Source organism: Acidovorax sp. GW823-FHT01C06 (assembly GCF_058798375.1).
The window spans coordinates 809,992-828,448 of sequence record NZ_JBXAKN010000001.1 but is presented as its reverse complement, the minus strand read 5'-3'; the positions used below and the strand labels follow the sequence as shown (position 1 = coordinate 828,448).

Here is an 18,457-nt window from a genome sequence, read left to right as displayed (position 1 = left end):
ATGCACTCACTCACCCTCGACGGCTCCACCGGCGAAGGCGGCGGCCAGATCCTGCGCACCGGCCTGGCCCTTTCCATGGCCACCGGCCGGCCGCTGCACATCACGCGCATCCGCGCCGGGCGGCCCAAGCCGGGACTGATGCGACAGCACCTGGCCTGCGTGCAGGCGGCCACCGCCGTGTGCGGCGGGCAGGCCGAGGGGGCGGAGCTGGGCTCCCAGACGCTGCGGTTCACACCCGACGCGGTGCGTGCGGGCGACTACCGCTTTCAGATCGCCACGGCGGGCAGCTGCCTGCTGGTGCTGCAAACGGTCTTGCCCGCGCTGATGCTGGCCGACGGCGAGAGCCGCGTGCAGCTGTCGGGCGGCACGCACAACCCGATGGCGCCGCCGTTTGATTTTCTGGAGCGGGCGTTTGCGCCGCTGGTACGGCGGCTGGGGGTGGGGCTGGATCTGCAGCTGCAGCGGCGGGGCTTCTACCCCGCCGGGGGAGGCGAGGTGCTGGCGCACATCACGCCCCCAGTCCAGACCCTGGCCCCGGTGGACGTGCTGGAGCGCGGCACGCTGAAGACCGGGTGGGCCGATGCGCTGGCGCCCGGCCTGGCCCGCAACATTCCCTACCGGGAGCTGGAGACCCTGGGCCAGCGGATGGGCTGGACCTTTGAAGCAGGCCAGTTGCGCCAACCGCCCACGCGCCAGAACGAGGGGCCGGGCAATGCGCTGATCGCCACGCTGGAGTACGAGCACATCACCGAGGTGTTCTGCCAGCTGGGCGCGCGCAGCCTGTCGGCCGAGCAGGTCGCCAAGCGGCTGGTGGACGAGGTGCGCGCCTACCAGCGCAGCACGGGCGCCCTGGGCCCGCACCTGGCGGACCAGTGGATGCTGCCGCTGGCCCTGGCGGTGTGGCGCAGCGGGCAAGCCGCGCGCTACACCTGCACCGAGGTGACGCAGCACACGGCCACCAATGCGCAGACCATCGCGCTGGGCCTGCCGGTGCGGGTGCAGACCACGCCGGTGGACGGGGCCATGCGGGTCGAGATCACACCGGCGTAGCCCGCCCCCCGGGCCCGCCGCGCGGCCGGGGCCGGGGAAACCCCTGCCGGCTGGCCCGCAACCCACAGGCCCCGGCATATCCATATCACCCAGACAGCAGAACAAGTGGTTCAGAATGCGCGTCACACCCCTCTTTGCACCTCACAGGAGACGCCATGAAAGTTGACAACATTCTGCAAACCATCGGCCACACGCCCCACGTGCGCATCAACCGCCTGTTTGGCCCGGCGGCCAACGTGTGGGTGAAGTCCGAGCGCAGCAACCCCGGCGGCTCCATCAAGGACCGCATCGCGCTGTCGATGGTGGAAGACGCCGAGAAGTCCGGCGCCCTGCAGCCCGGCGGCACCATCATCGAGCCCACCTCGGGCAATACCGGCATCGGCCTGGCGCTGGTGGCGGCCGTCAAGGGCTACAAGCTCATCCTGGTGATGCCCGACAGCATGAGCATCGAGCGCCGCCGCCTGATGCTGGCCTACGGCGCGCAGTTCGACCTGACCCCGCGAGAAAAGGGCATGAAGGGCGCGATCGCCCGCGCACAGGAGCTGCAGGCGCAGACGCCGGGCTCGTGGATTCCCCAGCAGTTCGAGAACCCCGCCAACATCGACGTGCATGTGCGCACCACCGCGCAGGAGATCCTGGCGGACTTCCCCGACGGCATCGACGTGCTGATCACGGGCGTGGGCACGGGCGGCCACATCACGGGCGTGGCGCGGGTGCTCAAGGCCAGGTTTGCGAACCTCAAGGTGTTCGCGGTGGAGCCCACGGCATCGCCGGTGATCTCGGGCGGCGCGCCGGCGCCCCACCCCATCCAGGGCATTGGCGCGGGTTTCATCCCCAAGAACCTCGACACCAGCCTGCTCGACGGCGTGATCCAGGTCGATGCCGAACCCGCCCGCGAATACGCACGCCGCTGCGCGCGTGAAGAAGGCATCCTGGTGGGCATTTCGTCGGGCGCCACGCTCGCCGCCATTGCGCAGAAGCTGCCCGAGCTGCCTGCGGGCGCCAAGGTGCTGGGCTTCAACTACGACACGGGCGAGCGTTATCTGTCGGTGGAGGGGTTCCTGCCTGCATAAGTTGCCCCCCTGAGGCGCAACCGCTTGGTGCCACCGCCAGAGGCGGTGTCTCTTCGATGCCGTCCAAGCCTGCGCAGGCAGGCTTGGAGCCGCGGCGTCTCAGCCCCCAGGGGGACGCACCCGGTGGCCTGGCAGAGCCAGTTCCACGGGTGCACCGGCCTGGGGCGCGCCAGTTTCCAAGGTGCTGCGGGGGCGGCCGGCCCCTGGTGCCAGCCCTGAACCCAGCACGTAGCCAAGGCACGGGTTCAGGGCCGAAAGCCTTTTTCGGCCAGCGCAGCACACACCCACGGCCAGCCGTCCTACAGCGGCGGCGCACTGCGGCCCCAACAATCGTTTCACCCTTCGGCCCGCCCCTGGCGGCGCCCCGCGCTGGAGGGCCCCACAACGATTGTTTGCCCATGGACACCCTCCCCTCACAACCCATCGCGTTCAAGGTGCTCACCGTGAACGTGCACAAGGGCTTCACCACCTTCAACCGGCGCTTCATGCTGCACGAGCTGCGCGAGGCGGTGCGCAGCGTGGCGGCGGACCTGGTCTTTCTGCAGGAGGTGCAGGGCACGCACCACCGCCATGCCAGCCGGCTCGCCAACTTTCCGCAGGTGCCGCACTACGAGTTCCTGGCCGACACCATCTGGTCGCAGTACGCCTACGGGCGCAATGCCGTGTATGACAACGGCGACCACGGCAACGCCCTGCTGTCCAAGTTCCCCATCACGCACTACGAGAACCATGACATCTCGATCAGCGGGCCCGAGCGGCGCGGCATGCTGCACTGTGTGCTGCAGCCGCCCGGCCACCACCTGCCCGTGCATGCCGTGTGCGTGCACCTGGGGCTGCAGGAGGCCCACCGCCAGCGCCAGCTGCAGCGGGTGTGCGAGCTGCTCAAGACCTTCCCGCCCGGCGAGCCCGTGGTGCTGGCCGGCGACTTCAATGACTGGCGCCACCGCGCGCACGCCATCCTGCAGCGGGGCGCGGGCCTGCAGGAGGTGTTCGTGCAGGCCTTCGGCCGGGCGGTGCGCACCTTCCCCGCGTCCATGCCGCTGCTCGCGCTGGACCGCATCTACGTGCGCAACGCGGCCGTGCATGCGCCCCTGTCGCTGCCGCGCAAGCCCTGGGACAAGCTTTCGGACCACGCACCCCTGGCGGCGGAGATCCTGCTATGAGCCTATCTTCCCGCTCGTTTCGCGCACCACGCTCATCCCGCTGGGTGCCGGGCAACCACTTCGATCTGCTGGAAAACGGCGAGGAGTTTTTCCCCCGGGTGTTCGGCGCGATTGAAAAGGCACGGCGCGAAGTGCTGCTGGAAACCTTCATCCTGTTCGAGGACAAGATCGGCCAGGAACTGCACGCCGCCCTGCTCGCGGCCGCCCGGCGCGGCGTGGAAGTGCATGTGCTGGTGGACGGGTTCGGCTCGCCCGACCTGTCCGACGGCTTCGTGGGCAGCCTGGTCGAGGCGGGCGTGCGCTTTCGCATCTTCGACCCGGGCCGCCGCTTCATGGGCCAGCGCCTGAACATGCTGCGCCGCATGCACCGCAAGATGGTGGTGGTGGACGGCGAGCTGGGGTTCATCGGCGGCATCAACTACTCGGCCGACCACGTGGCGGATTTCGGCCCCGAGGCCAAGCAGGACTACGCCGTGCAGGTGCGCGGCCCCATCGTGGCGCAGATGCACCATTTCCTGCGCGAGGCCGTGCAGGAGGGCGCGCAGCGCCGGCGCCCGGGCGGCGCGGCCGCCACGGGGCGGCCACACGCGGGCACCGCCCATGCCATTTTCGTGACCCGCGACAACCACGACCACCGCAGCGACATCGAACGCCACTACCGCGTGGCCCTGCGGTCGGCACGCCACCGCGTGGTGATCGCCAATGCGTATTTCTTCCCGGGCTACCGCTTCATCCGCGAGATGCGGCGCGCCGCCAAACGCGGGGTCGACGTGCGGCTCATCCTGCAGGGCCAGCCCGACATGGCCATCGTGCGCACGGCGGCCAGCATGCTCTACGACCACCTGCTGCGCGCGGGCGTGCAGGTGTATGAATACTGCGAGCGGCCCCTGCACGGCAAGGTGGCGCTGGTGGACGACGAATGGTCCACCGTCGGCTCCAGCAACCTCGACCCGCTGAGCCTGTCGCTCAACCTCGAGGCCAACGTGATCATCCAGGACCGCGGCTTCAACGCCCAGCTCCATCGCCGCCTGGCGCGGCTGATGGAGAACAACTGCCGGCAGATCGAGGCCCCGCCGCCGGGGCGGCTGGACGGCCTGCGCCTGCTGCGCAGCTACGTGGTCTTCCACCTGATGCGGTGGTTTCCCACCTGGGCCGGCTGGCTGCCCCGCCACGAGCCCACCATCACCATGGTCCGCAAGGCGCCGGCCCCCGCGCAGCCCGCGGGCGATGCCGCCGGCAACGGCACCAACAACAACAGCAGCGCGGGCGTGGCCGCCTAGGCGGCCCCGGCATCCCATGGCAGCCACCACCACGACCCCGCGCCACCCGGCCCTGCCGCCCCTGGCCGCGGGCAGGCAGGCCCCCGGCGCCCCTTCCGGCTGGCGCGGCCTCACCCAGCGCCCCTGGTGGCCGTGGCTCACGCGCGGCCTCGCGGCGGCGTTCTTCGGGGGGGTGGCCTGGCTCATCTTCCGGCAGGCGCGCCTGGTGGACTGGCCCGCCGTGTTGCGCGCCCTGCAGGCGTTGCCCGCCAGCGCGCTCGCCGTGGCGGGAGCGCTGGCCCTGGCCAGCCATTTCACCTACGGCAGCTTCGACTGGGTGGGCCGCCACTGCAGCGGCCACCGGCTCACGCGCCGCGCGACGCTGGGCATCGCGATGACCAGCTATCCCTTCACGCTCAACCTGGGCTCGCTGATCGGCGGCGTGGGCGTGCGCTACCGGCTGTACGCGCGGCGCGGGGTGGACGCGGGCACCATCGGGCAGGTGGTGGGCACCAGCGTGCTGACCAACTGGGTGGGCTACCTGCTGCTCGCGGCGGTCCTCCCCTGGCTGTGGCAGCCCCCGTTGCTGGCCGGCTGGGCCGCCACGCCATGGCAATGGCGGCTGGGCGGCGCGGTGCTGGGCTGCCTGCCCGTGGCCTACGTGGCGCTGTGCGCCGCGCGCGGCGGACGGGCCCTCACGCTGCGCGGCCACGCCTTTCCGCTGCCCCGGTGGCCCGTGGCCTTGTGGCAGGTGGCGGCGTCGGCCACGAACTGGATGCTCATGGGCGCGGCGCTGTGGGCCGTGCTGCAGGGCGCAGTGAGCTACCCCGCCGCGTTCGCCACCGTGCAGCTGGGAGCGGTGGCCGGGCTGGTCCTGCGGGTGCCCGCGGGCCTGGGCGTGCTGGAGGCCGTGGGCGTCGCGCTGCTGGCCCACGGCGCGCTGGGCCAGGACAAGGTGCTGGCGGCCCTGCTGGCGTACCGGGCGCTGTACTACTTCCTGCCCCTGCTGCTGGCCGCGCTGGGCTTTGGCGTGGCCGAGCTGCGCTGGCGCAGGGGCGAGGCCACCGGCGACGGAAGATCCGCATAAAAACCGGTTGCAGCGCTTATCCATCAAGCGGTAGCAGCTATCATTTTTGAAAAATCGCCTACCCCACGCCAAGGGCGCCCACGGCAGGCACGGGGCCGCGCGCCAGCGGCCCGGTAAAATCACGGCCCCACGACTTTGCACCCCGCCCGATCGACACGGGCCCGCAAGACCATGATCCGCCTCTCCGAAATCCGGCTGCCCTTCACGGCGGCCGAAGACCCCGACGCGCTGCTGCGCGCCGCCGCCGCCAGGCTGCTGGGCCTGGCCCCGGCCGACATCACCCACCTGCACGTCTTCAAGCGCAGCTTCGACGCGCGCAAGGTGGAACTGCTGGCGGTGTACATCATCGACATCACCCTCGCCCAGCCAGAGCGCGAGGCCGCGCTGCTCGCGCAGTTCGCGGGCAACCCGCACATCCAGCCCACACCCGACATGGCCTGGCAGCCCGTGGGCCAGGCCCCGGTCGAGCTGCCCCTGCGCCCCGTGGTGGTGGGCTTTGGCCCCTGCGGCATCTTCGCGGCGCTGGTGCTGGCGCAGATGGGCTTCCGGCCCATCGTGCTCGAGCGCGGCAAGCCCGTGCGCGAGCGCACCAAGGACACCTGGGGCCTGTGGCGCAAGCGCGAGCTGCATGCCGAAAGCAACGTGCAGTTCGGCGAGGGCGGCGCGGGCACTTTCAGCGACGGCAAGCTCTACAGCCAGATCAAGGACCCGCGCCACCTGGGCCGCAAGGTGATGAACGAGTTCGTGAAGGCCGGCGCGCCCGAGGAAATCCTGTACGTGGCCCACCCGCACATCGGCACCTTCAAGCTGGTGAAGGTGGTGGAGAACCTGCGCGAGCAGATCATCGCGCTGGGCGGCGAGATCCGCTTCGAGCAGCGCGTGACGGACGTGGTCGTCGAAGGCACCGGGGAGAACCGCCACCTGCGCGGCCTGAAGGTGCTGAACCAGGCCACGGGCGAGACCACCGACCTGCGCGCCGACCATGTGGTGATGGCCCTGGGCCACAGCTCGCGCGACACCTTTGCCATGCTGTACGACCGCGGCGTCGCCATGGAGGCCAAGCCGTTTTCCATCGGCTTTCGCATCGAGCACCCGCAGGGCATCATCGACCGCGCCCGCTGGGGCCGCCACGCCGGCCACCCGCTCCTGGGCGCGGCCGACTACAAGCTGGTGCACCATGCGCAGAACGGCCGGGCGGTGTACAGCTTCTGCATGTGCCCCGGCGGCACCGTGGTGGCCGCCACCAGCGAGCCGAACCGCGTGGTCACCAACGGCATGAGCCAGTACTCCCGCAACGAGCGCAACGCCAACGCGGGCATGGTGGTGGGGATCGATCCGAGCGACTACCCTACCGATGCCGCCGCATTCGACGCCCACCTGGGCCACACCCACGGCATCGAAGCAGTGCCGCAGGGGCAGTTCCACCCGCTGGCGGGCATCGTGCTGCAGCGCCAGTTGGAGTCCAACGCCTTCGTGCTGGGCGGGCGCGACTACAGCGCGCCGGGGCAGCTGGTGGGCGACTTCATTCAAGGCACTCCATCGAAGCACCTGGGCGATGTGGAGCCCTCGTACAAGCCCGGCGTGGCCCTGGGCGACCTGCACGCCGCCCTGCCCGGCTACGCCATCGCGGCACTGCGCGAGGCACTGCCCGTGTTCGGCCGCAAGATCAAGGGCTTCGACATGCACGACGCGGTGCTGACCGGCGTGGAGACACGCACGTCGTCGCCGCTCAAGATCGGGCGCAATGAGAACCTGCAGAGCCTGAACACCGCCGGCCTGTACCCGGCGGGCGAAGGCGCGAGCTATGCGGGCGGCATCCTGTCGGCAGGGGTGGACGGGATCAAGGTGGGCGAGGCGGTTGCGCGCGCTCTGCTGGGCACGGCCTGACGTGGTGGTGGCATGCCGGCTGCGCTGAAGCACCCGACCCGCGCGCAGTTCGCTGCCGCGGCCCTGGCCATGGCCGCCGTGGTGCTGGCCTCCAACATCCTGGTGCAGTTTCCGATCAACGACTGGCTCACCTGGGGTGCCATCACTTACCCGGTGGCCTTCCTGGTGAGTGAACTGGTCAACCGCGCCCACGGCCCGCAGCAGGCACGCCGCGTGGCCTGGGTGGGCTTTGCGGTGGCGGTGGCCGCGTCGCTGGTGCTGGCACCTGCGCGCATTGCCATCGCGTCCGGCACGGCGTTTTTGCTGTCGCAATGGCTGGACATCGCCGTGTTCGACCGGCTGCGCCACGGCACCTGGTGGCGCGCGCCGCTGGTGGCCACGCTGATGGCTGCGGTGCTGGACACGGCAGTGTTCTGGAGCATCGCCTTTGCCGGTAGCAGCGACCCTTGGGTGACGTGGGCGCTGGGGGACCTGGGGGTGAAGCTGGTGCTGGGCGTGGCGCTGCTGCTGCCGTTTCGGCTGCTAGTGGGCCGGGGCGCCGCGCTCCACACCCGGTCGGGTTGAGCTTGTCGGACCCTGGGTGCGCTCGCAGGCTCGCTGATGGGCAGCATGCCTGGTTGAAGGGCGGAGGCCGGGAGTCGCCCGGCGTGCGAGTAACTTTCTTTCGCTTCGCCGAAAGAAAGTCACCAAAGAAAGGGCGACCCTACAGCCTGCGTCCCCACTCGCCCGCTGGGCGAGTGGGGCAACCTGCGGTGCTCGTGCGGGGGGCGCGCTGCGGAACTCGCTGCGCGCTTCGCGCTCCGCTCAGACAACCGCAGCGAGTCAGTCAACGAAGGCGTGTGTCCTTCGGCACACGCCCGCCCCCCGCACTGCGCTCCTCGGCGCATCCTGAAGGGCTGGGGGAGCCAACATCCACACGGGCCATTGCTGCGCTCGGCCCCCGAACGCGCAGGCGCTTCGCGCCGCGACCGCGCGGCCGAGCGCAGCAATGGCCCGTGTGGTTGTTCGGATGTTGGGCTGTCCACCCCTGCTGGCTGCGCCTGCGGCGGGGCGGTTGCGGGGTGGCATGCGCGTCGCAGCGCGCATGCTTCGTGCACTGACTCGCCGCAGTTGTCTGAACGGAGCGCCAAAGGCGCGAAGTGAGTTCTGCGGCGCACCCCGCAACCGCCCCGACACAGGTTTGCCCCTTCGCAACGCGAAGGGGTCGCAGACTGGGGGTCGCCTTCTCTTTGGTGACTTTCTCTTGGCGAACCAAGAGAAAGTTACCGCGCCGCCGGGCGCGCACCCCGGCTCCCGCCCTCAACACAGGCATGTCGCATCCATCAGCCAAAGAGCCAACCCAGGTTTCGACAAGCTCAGCCCGCGCAACCTGAGCCCCAACCCCATGCGGCCCCGTCGGCACCACACCCAGCGCCAAGGCCCACGCCTTACTTGCGCTGCAAGAAATCCACCGCCAGCGCCGCCAGCGTGCGCGCACCCACCGGCAGCTGGTCTTCATCGATGTCGAACAACGGCGAGTGGTTGGATGGAGCCTTGTTGAAGTCCGCGCCCTTGGGCGGCGCGCCCAGGAAGTAGAAGAAGCCGGGCGCGACCTTCTGGAACTCCGAGAAGTCTTCCGAACCGCTCACCTTGGGGATGATCATCGCCTTGCCCCCCGTGGCCAGCTTGAGCGCGGGCAGCGAGGCGGCCGTCAGCTCGGCCGGGTTGGTGGTCACCGGGTAGGCCACGGGGCCGAAGCGCACCTTGGCCTTGGCGCCGCTCGACGCCGCGATCTGCTCGGCGGTGGTGGTGATGCGCTTCAAGGCCTCCTGGCGCATGCCCTCGTCGAAGGTGCGCAGGGTGCCCAGCAGCTCCACGTTGTCCGGAATGATGTTGTAGCGCGTGCCGCCATGGATGGAGCCGATGGTGACCACCGCGGGCTCCTGGCTGATGTTGAGCTGGCGGCTGACCACGGTCTGCAGGCCCAGCACCACCTGGCTGGCCACCACCACCGGGTCCACCGCGTTCCAGGGCGACGAGCCATGGCCGCCGCGCCCTTCCACCTGGATGCTGATGTTGTCCGATCCGGCCATGAGCGGGCCGCTGCGGTAGCCCACCACGCCGGACGGCAGGTTGGCCGTGATGTGCAGGCCGTAGATGGCCTGCACATCCTTCAAGGCGCCCTCTTCCACCATGGCCTTGGCCCCGAAGCTGGGCACCTTGCCGTTGGCGTCGGCCTCCACGGGCGCGCCTTCCTCGGCGGGCTGGAAGATGAACTTGATGGTGCCGGGCAGCTGGGCCTTCATGCCGGCCAGCGCCTCGGCCGCGCCCATGAGCATGGCCACGTGGGCGTCGTGGCCGCAGGCGTGCATCACCGGCACTTCCTTGCCCAGGTAGTTGGCCTTCATCTTCGAGGCAAAGGGCAGGCCGGTGTTCTCGGGCACGGGCAATGCGTCCATGTCGGCGCGCAGCGCCACCACCTTGCCCGGGAGGCCGCCGCGCAGGGTGCCCACCACGCCGGTGCCGCCCACGTTGGTCTGCACCTCCATGCCGAGTTTCTTCAGGTGCTCGGCCACGAGCTTGGCGGTGCGCACCTCCTGGCCCGAGAGCTCGGGGTGGGCATGGATGTCGCGGCGCCAATTGACCATCTTGGGCGCCACCTTGTTCACGGCGGTGTCGATGGCCTGCAGGCCGGCGGCATCGAGCGCCTGGGCGTGGGCCGAAGAGACGGCGATCAGCCCGCTGGCGGCGAGGCCGGCGGCAAGCGCGATGGCGGAAAGGGGTTTGTGCATGGGCAGATCCATAGGGTGGGTGACAGCTTGCAAGGCTGGAGCAGGGAGCAAAAAGCACGTTCATGCTAAAAGCCGGCACCCTCTTCATGACAAGCGAAAATGGCCATCCAACGAGCCAATACCGCCATGCCGCAGTCACCGTCGTCCTTGCCCCCGAGTCCCGCCAGGCCGCCGGTCTTTCGCGTGGACATTCCGCTGCTGCCCGAGTCCGCCGTGGGCAATGCGCTGCAGTTCATCGACCTGCTGCGCGGCGCCAACCTGCTGGCGGGCCTGCGCATGGGCGCGCAGGCGCCGCGCATGGCCTGGCGGCTGCTCGATGCCGGGGGGCTGCCCCTCGCTTCCCTGCCAGGGCCGCTGGGGGCCTACACGCCGGCCGGGGACACGGCGGCGCCCTCCGCCCCGGCCCACGCGTTGTTCATCCCCTCGTTCCATGCCGCGGACATTCCGGCCATCCGCGCGGTGGCGGCCCGCCACCGCGCGCTGTCGCGGCAGCTGGGCATCGCGCTCGATGCCGGGCAGAAACTGCTCACGGTGGGCAATGGTGCCTGGCTGGCGGCGCAAAGCGGCCGCCTGAACGGGCGCCAGGCCAGCCTGCCCTGGTTCTACATCGCGGGCTTCGAACGGGACTTCCCGGGCATCGGCCACAGCCTGGGCCGGGACCTGTCGGACGACGGCCCCTGGCTCAGCTGCGCGCTGCCGCACAGCGTGAACCTGCTGGCGATCGCCCTGGTGCGCCACGCGCTGGGGGAGGAACTGGCCGCCGCCTGCGAGACCGTGATGGCGCCGGACCACCAGCGTGCGCGCGCGGCCCTGCAGGCCAACGCGCAGCAGCACATCCCGGCCACGCGCGACAGCACCCTGGCGCGCGCCATCGCCTGGATGGAAGCCCACCTGGACCAGCCGTACTCCCTGGCCCGGCTGGCCGAGGCCGCGTCGGTGAGCACGCGCACGCTGCTGCGGCACTTCCAGCAGGAGCTGTCGCAGTCGCCGCTCGACTACCTGCACGGCCTGCGCTGCCGCCGCGCCAAGGTCATGCTGGAAGTGACGCTGGAGAGCGTGCCCAGCGTCGCCGTGGCCTGCGGCTACGCCGACCCGGCGGCTTTCAGGCGCATCTTCGCGCGCTACACCGGCATGGCGCCGGCGGAGTACCGCAAGCGCCATGCGCTGCGCGCGCCGCGCAGGCGCTGGCGGGTGGAGGTGGCGGCGCGTTGAACGCGCGCCATCCGCCCATCAGGCCGCGGGCAAGGTGGCCTTCAGCACGCGGGCAAAATTACCGTAAGCCACCTTTTCAATGGTTGCAGCGTCAAGCTTCTGGTTCTCCAGCAGCGTCACGACCTCGCGCAGGTGGCTGTAGTCATTGAGCGCCCATTCGCTGCCCATGCCCGCGATATCGGATCCGAAAGCCACATGGTCAGCACCTAGAAGATTCACCAATTTGACCATTTCGCGGGCATAACCAGGCCGATCCTGGGTGCGGACATTCCAATCTGAAACACCTTGCTGGTTTCTACCCAGTCCCCAAAGCCCGACGACACCGCCACGCGCCGCAATTTTCTTGGCCTGCTCGACAGACAGACGTCGCCGCAAGTAGCCGGAGCTGTCACGCGGTCCCCCGCTTTGGGTATGCACCCAGCCATGGGACCAGACCAATGGCTTGGCAGCCACTTCCAACGCCTGGTCAATGGCCGAGGCGCTGCAATGGGCCAGATCCACCAGAATGCCATGCGTTTCGCACGCCTTGACGAGTTCTCGCCCGGCGACGCTCAGGCCGTTGTGGACGGGCTCCATCGTGGAAGCGTCACCAATGGGGGTCCGGATGTAATGCACGAGCTGCATTTGGCGTATCCCGAGATCGAATGCTATTTTGAGCTGACTTACATCGCCATTGAGGAACTCCGCCGACTCGCTCGCCAGAAGCACCGAGTGCTTGCCCGCGAGCGCCGCATCCACATCGGCAGCCGTACGGACGATCGCCAACTGGTTTTGCTCGGCATAGGCTCGCATGTTGCCGAGGGTCTTTTCGAAAAAGGCCAGCAACTCGGCGGCTGTTGGCTCGCCTGTTTGGATGACACCACGTGTGTTGTTGCCCAGCCAGGGCGCATCGGCCACCACCGCCCAGGACACCAGGGTCGCCCCGTGCGCCTTCATCTCAGTGGCCAGATCGGCCGGAGAACGTGTCCGTCCCACCACTCCAAGGTGCGAATGCATGTCAGCGATCACCACCGGAGTCGACGGAGCCTGCGCACGAACGCTCAAAGGGAACAACGCTGCCAGGCCGGCCCCCACGAGACCCTCCAAGGCGAAGCGGCGGGTCACGATGTTGTCTTTTGGTCGGTCCATGGAATGTGTTGCAACAGTTTGTAGGAACTTGCATTCTGGCGGCAAACCCGATGTTGAGCCAGCGACTTTCTGCCGAGCAATTCCGCCGTCGTTCTCCTGCAAAAAAACCGCTGCAAGGCACAACCCTGCAGCGGCTCCCTGGGAAGGGGTTACCCCCTGAGCACTCGTTCAGCCCTGCTGCTGCGCATTCTGCAGCGCGGCGATGCGCTCTTCAATGGGCGGGTGCGTGCTGAACAGCTTGCCGATGCCGCCGGCGATGCCCATGGCGGCCATGCTCTTGGGCAGCTCGGCCGGGTGCATGCCACCCAGGCGGGCCAGGGCGTTGATCATGGGCTGGCGGCGGCCCATGAGCTGGGCGGCACCCGCGTCGGCGCGGAATTCGCGCTGGCGGCTGAACCAGGCCACGATCATGGCGGCCACAAAGCCCAGCAAGATGTCGAGCACGATGGTGGTCACGTAGTAGCCGATGCCGGGGCCCGAGCTGCTCTCGTCGTTCTTGCGCAGGAAGCTGTCCACGGCGTAGCCGATGACACGCGACAGGAACACCACGAAGGTGTTCATCACGCCCTGGATCAGCGTCATGGTGACCATGTCGCCGTTGGCGATGTGGGCCACCTCGTGGCCGATCACGGCCTCGACCTCTTCACGCGTCATGCCCTGCAGCAGGCCGGTGGACACCGCCACCAGGGCCGAGTTCTTGAACGCGCCCGTGGCGAACGCATTGGGGTCGCCCTCGAAGATGCCGACTTCGGGCATGCCGATCTTGGCTTCGGTGGCGAACTTGCGCACGGTCTCGACGATCCAGCGCTCGTCGGGCGAGCCGGAGCCGTCGATCACGCGCACGCCCGAGGTCCACTTGGCCATGGGCTTGCTGATGAGCAGCGAGATGATCGCGCCGCCAAAGCCCATGACGAGCGCGAAGCCCAGCAGCGCGCCCAGGTTCAGCCCGTTGGCCGTGAGGTAGCGGTTCACGCCCAGCAGGCTGGCCACCACCCCCAGCACGACAACGACGGCCAGGTTGGTCATCACAAATAACAGGATCCGCTTCATGGAATGAATTCTCCGTGGGGTCAACAACAACAGTGTCCGCTGGTCCAGATGGGGGCCGGGGACCGCGCTTCAAGCGGTACGCCCTCGGGCGTGGCGGGCCGCTGTAGCCCCCGCGCCCGCCGCCCATGGCCGCGATTTCATCGCGCTATGGTAGGTGCAAACCTGTGGTGCGGCCTTATCACACAAGCCTTGACGGGAATTAGGGAGCGGGTGCAGCGCGCGGCGGACGGAACACCTGGGCGTCGGCATAGAAGCCCGGCACCTCATTCGCCCGCCACCAGCCGGGCACGCCCAGTACCGGCAGGGGGGTGAAAGGCTTGGCGTCCCAGGTGGGAGATTGCACCCGCCGCGCGAGCCAGGCATCCAAATTCGCTATGGATTCAATAGCTTCAGACGCTGGATAGACATGCGCCACCATGGGTTTTCGGGGTGCCACCAGCTTCTCCAGCAACGCATGGCCGAACAGCACCAGCCGGGCTTCGCGCCACAGCGGGTGCAGGTCGACGAACAGGCGCTGCCAGTCGCGCGCCCGGAGCGCATCCCACAGTGCGTCGGGCGCCTGCAGCAGCGCGCCGTTTTCATCGAACACCGTGAGCGCATCGCGCAGCGGCCCGCGCACCGCCTGCACGCCGTCGGCGGCGATGGCCTGGGCCTGCAGTTCGTTCAGGCGGCGCTTGGTGAGCGGGAAATGCAGCCACACCAGGCCGTTGAAGAAGTCGTGCAGGTTGTCGCGCGTGGGCACGCGGCGGGTGTCCCAGATGTACTGCTCGTAGGCCACGCCGTCGGGCAGCGCGGCCTGCGGCGCGAACAGCATGGGCACCGCGCCGCGCGCCGCGGACTGCAATGCCTCGTGCACCGCGCCGCCGCCCTGCACCTGCCGCGCGATGGGCTGGCCCAGGCCGCGCCACGGCGCCAGCCAGGGAGCGCTCCAGTCGATGGCGTCGAAGGAGGGGCTTACACCAGCCGCCACGGCAGCGCTTCACCGGAGCGCAGGGGCTTGAGGTTGGCCTCGCCGAAGACGAAGCTCTCGGGCGGCGTCCAGGATTCGCGGCGCAGGGTGATGGTGCCGGTGTTGCGCGGCAGGCTGTAGAAGTCGGGGCCGTGGAAGCTGGCAAAGCCTTCGAGCTTGTCGAGCGCACCGGCGTTGTCGAACGCCTCGGCGTACATCTCCATGGCGGCATGCGCGGTGTAGCAGCCTGCGCAGCCGGTGGCGTGCTCCTTGAGGTGCGCGGGGTGTGGCGCGCTGTCGGTGCCCAGGAAGAACTTGGCCGAGCCGCTGGTGGCCACCTGCACCAGGGCCACGCGGTGCGTCTCGCGCTTGAGCACGGGCAGGCAGTAGTAGTGCGGGCGCACGCCGCCGACGAAGATCGCGTTGCGGTTGTACAGAAGGTGGTGCGCCGTGATGGTCGCCGCGGTGAAGCGGTCGCACGCCTGCACGTAGTCGGCCGCTTCCTTGGTGGTGATGTGCTCGAAGACGATCTTGAGCTCGGGGAAGTCGCGGCGCAGCGGGATGAGCTGCTGGTCGATGAAGACGGCTTCGCGGTCGAACAGGTCGATGTCGCTGCTCGTGACTTCGCCGTGCACCAGCAGCAGCATGCCGGCCTTCTGCATGGCCTCGAGCGTCTTGTAGGTCTTGCGGATGTCGGTCACGCCCGCGTCGCTGTTGGTGGTGGCGCCCGCGGGATAGAGCTTGCAGGCCACCACGCCCGCATCCTTGGCGCGCACGATCTCGTCGGCGGGCAGGTTGTCGGTGAGGTACAGCGTCATCAGCGGCTCGAACTGCACGCCGGCGGGCACGGCGGCCAGGATGCGCTGCTTGTAGGCCAGGGCCTGCTCGGCCGTGGTCACGGGCGGGCGCAGGTTGGGCATGATGATCGCGCGGCCGAACTGCGCGGCCGTGTGCGGCACCACGGTGGAAAGCGGCTCGCCGTCGCGCACATGCAGGTGCCAGTCGTCGGGCCGGGTGATGGTGAGGGTCTGAACGGGGGTTGGGAGTGCGGCTGTCATGGCGCCATTGTCCCATCCGTGCCGATGCGGGCGCTCCGCGGTCTTTGCTTCATGGGAAAGCTGTTTTTCGCAGCGGCGTTTGCCGCCATCACCGGCGCCCTGCCGGATGTGCAGAGCGCTCTTCTTTCAATAGCTATTAGCGCTTGATGGACGGTCACTAGCGGCAAATCTGACTCAGCATGATGTTGGAAATTTTCGCCACCCCACCGTTTCGCAGGACCCGTTTTTCCCACGAATGGCCTTGGCAATAGTTGCAAACGCTTGATGGTTGGCAGGCACTACCGCCATATTTGCTTGTGCCTATGTTCACCCATCGCGGCTGAACCCGCTTCTGCAAAACGGGGGCGATGAACGCGCCCGTTGCAGAAGCTTCAGCGGGCAGTTTCCAGGGCAGGCAGCCTAGCTAGATCGTGAGCACCAGTCACTCTTGCTCCAGCAATCGCAGGCTCATCACGACAGCGTCCTCGCGTTCGCCCCGAAGCGGCGGGTAGTAGCCCTTGCGCAGGCCCACGCGCGCGAAGCCCCGCTCCAGATACACCTTCTGCGCCCTTGCGTTGCTGGCGCGCACCTCCAGCCACAGCCATTCGGCGCCCACGAGACGCGACCACAGCGCCAGCGCGTCCAGCATCACCAGCGCCCACCCCTGGCGCTGGTGCGCGAGCGCAACGGCGATGTTCAGCAGGCGGACCTCCTGAAGGCCCCGCATGACGACAAAGTAGCCCAGCAGTTCGTCGCCCGCCAGCAGGCACTGCGCTTCGTGGCCAGCGGCCAGCGTGTCGGTGAAGGCGCCGCGTGTCCACGGAGGGTCGCAGGCGGCCTGCTCGACCGCCAGCACGGCGTCCAGCTGCGCGGCGGTCATCGGCTCGAAGCGCGCCTCGATGGCCTGGGCCAGCGGCACGGCATCGGCCAGAAGGATGGCGTTCCTCGGACCGCTCCCCGTGCTTCGGAATGAGCGTTCGGGCTGGGGGACTGTCCAGCGCGTTGGGTGACTAGGCACACGGCCGTCCCCGGCGCCAGCCCAACCCAGCCAGCAGCGCCGACAGCAGCACCAGCCCCCAGGCCGATGTCGCGGGCACGGCCGTGGGCGCGACGGCGGCCGCGGCGGTGAACACCGTGGCCACCACGCCCGGCTGCAGGTTGCCGCTGCCGTCGCGGGCGACGAAATACAGCACGTAGGCCGTGCCTGCCGTCAGGCCGCTGACGGAAAAGCCCGCGGGCACCCCTGCCGCCATGCCGATGGGCATGCCGCCACCGCCCGCCAGCGCGGCGGACGTGGGCGCGGGCTGGCCGGCGGGCGCTACCTGCCAGTAGCCGGTGGCGTCTTCGTTCACCGTCACGCTGACGCTGGCGCTGGCGCCGCCCGTGCCGGGCGTGACGACGGTGGGGCCGGCGGTGGTGAGCGGCGCGGTGGTGTCCAGGGCGTCGAAAGCCGCGGGCGCCGGCCCGCCACGCACCAGGCGCACGTGCAGATGATCGGACTTGGGGCTGAACACCGTGTCGCCAAACGAGAACTGCACGACCCAGGCGGACGACGGGAATGACGCCAGCGTGGTGGAGGTCCAGAACAGGGTGGACGGCGTGCCGGGGAAGGCGTTGGGGTCGATGGCCGGGCTGGTGGCGCGGCCCAGGTCGCGCAGCGACAACAGTTCCTTGATGTTGGGCACACGCCAGTCGGAATGGCCTTTGTAGGCGAGGAGGTTCAGCGACTCGGTGGACTGGAGCGCCTCGCCCCAGGTCATCAGCGGCGTGGTGGTGGTGGTCGGGCAGTGCGCGTCGCTGAGGTGCTGGCCCAGGTAGCAGTGGTCCCACACCAGGCCGGTGGCGGCGTCGGTCACGGTGCCGTCGGCATGGGTGGTGAAAGGCGCAGCCCAGGCGGCGGGCGCCAGCAGCATCAGGGCGGCGGCGCGGATGAAAGAGGTGGTGGCGGACATGGCGGTAAAGGGCGTGGGGTTCATAGTCCGCTGGGCAGCACCAGACGCACATAGGCCGCGCTGAGCGTGTTGTAGAGATTGTTGCCACCCGTGGCGAAGTCCACGGCCCAGGCAGTGTTCGGGAAGGCGGACGTGGTGGACGACCAGTGGGCGGAGCCCACGGTCTGCGGAAAGTAGGCCTGATCGATGGCCGGGTTGCTGCCGCCGTAGGTGGCCAGCGTCAGCAACTCGGCCTCGGTGGGCAGGCGCCAACCGGTGCCGGTGCCGCAGCGGCTGATGGCGTTATGGCCTGCGGCGGCGAAAGCGGGCGTGCTGGCCGTGGCCCAGAACTCCAACCGTGTCTGCAGCGACCAGACCAGGCCGGTCAGGTTGTCGCGCGTGCAGGCCCATTCAGTGGCGTTGGGGCTGGCGCCGGTATTGGCGGGCGGGTTGGCGGCGCAGGCGCCGGCGCCGGCCGCGTCGCCGTTCATGCACAGCCGGGTGAAGTCGAACCCCGCTTCGCCTGCGCCCTGCTTGGCCAGCGTACCAGCGACAGCGGCGGCGTCGCGGCCATAGCGGCCGTCTTGCCCGGGGCGCCCGGAGATCGCGACGTTGCAGGCCACCAGGGCGTGGCTGGCGTCGAAACACTGGGTCTGGCCGGTGTCGTTGAGCGGCCGGGTCTGCGCGCCGGCATGGCCGGGCAGACCCGCCAAGGTGGCGAGCGCCAGCGCAATCAGGGAAAGCCGGGCGCGCCGCGCGCCGGGGGTGTAGGAATTTCGGTGAGCCCTCATCTCGTCCTCTGTGTCATTGGGGATGGAGGCAATGTAGGTATCGCACCGGCGCCGCGTAACTCCACCGCG

At 69.2% G+C, this 18,457-nt stretch carries 16 protein-coding genes; 8 read left to right on the top strand and 8 right to left on the bottom strand.

Going from position 1 to position 18,457, the window contains the following annotated elements; all coding sequences use genetic code 11:
• The 7 genes from rtcA (at position 1) to AC1RCS_RS03725 (ending at position 8,083) form a co-directional block, all read left to right on the top strand.
• Positions 1–1,050 (top strand): RNA 3'-terminal phosphate cyclase, encoded by a 1,050-nt coding sequence (gene rtcA / locus AC1RCS_RS03755; RefSeq protein ID WP_492244339.1) that lies wholly within the window; start codon positions 1–3, stop codon positions 1,048–1,050.
• A 155-nt stretch (positions 1,051–1,205) separates the two neighbouring features.
• Positions 1,206–2,123, top strand: coding sequence for a cysteine synthase A (cysK, locus tag AC1RCS_RS03750; RefSeq protein ID WP_369641408.1), 918 nt, complete (start codon positions 1,206–1,208; stop codon positions 2,121–2,123).
• 398 nt (positions 2,124–2,521) lie between these two features.
• Complete coding sequence (locus AC1RCS_RS03745; protein WP_218293267.1) at positions 2,522–3,286, top strand: endonuclease/exonuclease/phosphatase family protein; 765 nt, start codon at positions 2,522–2,524, stop codon at positions 3,284–3,286.
• Entirely contained in the window at positions 3,283–4,566 is a 1,284-nt protein-coding gene (clsB, locus tag AC1RCS_RS03740) for a cardiolipin synthase ClsB (protein ID WP_369641406.1), read from the top strand. The genes AC1RCS_RS03745 and clsB overlap by 4 nt, the downstream gene beginning before the upstream one ends.
• 16 nt (positions 4,567–4,582) lie before the next feature.
• Entirely contained in the window at positions 4,583–5,632 is a 1,050-nt protein-coding gene (locus tag AC1RCS_RS03735) for a lysylphosphatidylglycerol synthase domain-containing protein (RefSeq protein ID WP_492244338.1), read from the top strand.
• Positions 5,633–5,803: 171 nt separating this feature from the next.
• A complete protein-coding gene (locus AC1RCS_RS03730; RefSeq protein ID WP_492244337.1) occupies positions 5,804–7,519 on the top strand; it encodes an NAD(P)/FAD-dependent oxidoreductase in 1,716 nt (571 codons plus the stop codon).
• 12 nt (positions 7,520–7,531) lie between these two features.
• Positions 7,532–8,083, top strand: coding sequence for a VUT family protein (locus AC1RCS_RS03725; protein ID WP_492244336.1), 552 nt, complete (start codon positions 7,532–7,534; stop codon positions 8,081–8,083).
• An 863-nt stretch (positions 8,084–8,946) separates the two neighbouring features.
• Here AC1RCS_RS03725 and AC1RCS_RS03720 read toward each other — a convergent pair.
• Positions 8,947–10,290 (bottom strand): amidohydrolase, encoded by a 1,344-nt coding sequence (locus AC1RCS_RS03720; protein ID WP_492244335.1) that lies wholly within the window; start codon positions 10,288–10,290, stop codon positions 8,947–8,949.
• A gap of 126 nt (positions 10,291–10,416) precedes the next feature.
• On the opposite strand from AC1RCS_RS03720, the gene AC1RCS_RS03715 reads away from it, so the two are divergent.
• A complete protein-coding gene (locus AC1RCS_RS03715; protein WP_492244505.1) occupies positions 10,417–11,502 on the top strand; it encodes a GlxA family transcriptional regulator in 1,086 nt (361 codons plus the stop codon).
• An 18-nt stretch (positions 11,503–11,520) separates the two neighbouring features.
• Here AC1RCS_RS03715 and AC1RCS_RS03710 read toward each other — a convergent pair whose 3' ends face one another.
• The 7 genes from AC1RCS_RS03710 to AC1RCS_RS03680 form a co-directional block, all read right to left on the bottom strand.
• Positions 11,521–12,630, bottom strand: a complete 1,110-nt coding sequence (locus AC1RCS_RS03710; protein WP_492244334.1) for a dipeptidase — start codon at positions 12,628–12,630, stop codon at positions 11,521–11,523.
• 168 nt (positions 12,631–12,798) lie between these two features.
• The gene (gene htpX / locus AC1RCS_RS03705) at positions 12,799–13,680 is read right to left on the bottom strand and encodes a protease HtpX (protein ID WP_010462430.1); all 882 of its coding nucleotides are present in this window, start codon (positions 13,678–13,680) and stop codon (positions 12,799–12,801) included.
• Positions 13,681–13,879: 199 nt separating this feature from the next.
• Positions 13,880–14,650, bottom strand: a complete 771-nt coding sequence (locus AC1RCS_RS03700) for a DUF3025 domain-containing protein (RefSeq protein ID WP_492244333.1) — start codon at positions 14,648–14,650, stop codon at positions 13,880–13,882.
• Positions 14,635–15,687, bottom strand: a complete 1,053-nt coding sequence (gene pyrC, locus AC1RCS_RS03695) for a dihydroorotase (protein WP_492244332.1) — start codon at positions 15,685–15,687, stop codon at positions 14,635–14,637. The genes AC1RCS_RS03700 and pyrC overlap by 16 nt, the downstream gene beginning before the upstream one ends.
• A gap of 421 nt (positions 15,688–16,108) precedes the next feature.
• Positions 16,109–16,546 carry a ribosomal protein S18-alanine N-acetyltransferase gene (gene rimI / locus AC1RCS_RS03690; RefSeq protein ID WP_492244504.1) on the bottom strand — a complete coding sequence of 146 codons (438 nt, stop codon included), beginning with the start codon at positions 16,544–16,546 and terminating at the stop codon, positions 16,109–16,111.
• A 130-nt stretch (positions 16,547–16,676) separates the two neighbouring features.
• On the bottom strand, positions 16,677–17,618 hold the full coding sequence (locus AC1RCS_RS03685; protein ID WP_492244331.1) for an Lcl C-terminal domain-containing protein: 942 nt from the start codon (positions 17,616–17,618) through the stop codon (positions 16,677–16,679).
• A 20-nt stretch (positions 17,619–17,638) separates the two neighbouring features.
• The gene (locus AC1RCS_RS03680; protein WP_492244330.1) at positions 17,639–18,388 is read right to left on the bottom strand and encodes an Lcl C-terminal domain-containing protein; all 750 of its coding nucleotides are present in this window, start codon (positions 18,386–18,388) and stop codon (positions 17,639–17,641) included.
• Positions 18,389–18,457: the final 69 nt, after the last annotated feature.

Bases quoted from the DNA above. Each gene is read 5' to 3' on its own strand.
- rtcA (WP_492244339.1), top strand. From the start codon at position 1: ATGCACTCACTCACCCTCGACGGCTCCACCGGCGAAGGCGGCGGCCAG.
- cysK (WP_369641408.1), top strand. From the start codon at position 1,206: ATGAAAGTTGACAACATTCTGCAAACCATCGGCCACACGCCCCACGTG.
- AC1RCS_RS03745 (WP_218293267.1), top strand. From the start codon at position 2,522: ATGGACACCCTCCCCTCACAACCCATCGCGTTCAAGGTGCTCACCGTG.
- clsB (WP_369641406.1), top strand. From the start codon at position 3,283: ATGAGCCTATCTTCCCGCTCGTTTCGCGCACCACGCTCATCCCGCTGG.
- AC1RCS_RS03735 (WP_492244338.1), top strand. From the start codon at position 4,583: ATGGCAGCCACCACCACGACCCCGCGCCACCCGGCCCTGCCGCCCCTG.
- AC1RCS_RS03730 (WP_492244337.1), top strand. From the start codon at position 5,804: ATGATCCGCCTCTCCGAAATCCGGCTGCCCTTCACGGCGGCCGAAGAC.
- AC1RCS_RS03725 (WP_492244336.1), top strand. From the start codon at position 7,532: ATGCCGGCTGCGCTGAAGCACCCGACCCGCGCGCAGTTCGCTGCCGCG.
- AC1RCS_RS03720 (WP_492244335.1), bottom strand. From the start codon at position 10,290: ATGCACAAACCCCTTTCCGCCATCGCGCTTGCCGCCGGCCTCGCCGCC.
- AC1RCS_RS03715 (WP_492244505.1), top strand. From the start codon at position 10,417: ATGCCGCAGTCACCGTCGTCCTTGCCCCCGAGTCCCGCCAGGCCGCCG.
- AC1RCS_RS03710 (WP_492244334.1), bottom strand. From the start codon at position 12,630: ATGGACCGACCAAAAGACAACATCGTGACCCGCCGCTTCGCCTTGGAG.
- htpX (WP_010462430.1), bottom strand. From the start codon at position 13,680: ATGAAGCGGATCCTGTTATTTGTGATGACCAACCTGGCCGTCGTTGTC.
- pyrC (WP_492244332.1), bottom strand. From the start codon at position 15,687: ATGACAGCCGCACTCCCAACCCCCGTTCAGACCCTCACCATCACCCGG.
- rimI (WP_492244504.1), bottom strand. From the start codon at position 16,546: ATGACCGCCGCGCAGCTGGACGCCGTGCTGGCGGTCGAGCAGGCCGCC.
- AC1RCS_RS03685 (WP_492244331.1), bottom strand. From the start codon at position 17,618: ATGTCCGCCACCACCTCTTTCATCCGCGCCGCCGCCCTGATGCTGCTG.
- AC1RCS_RS03680 (WP_492244330.1), bottom strand. From the start codon at position 18,388: ATGAGGGCTCACCGAAATTCCTACACCCCCGGCGCGCGGCGCGCCCGG.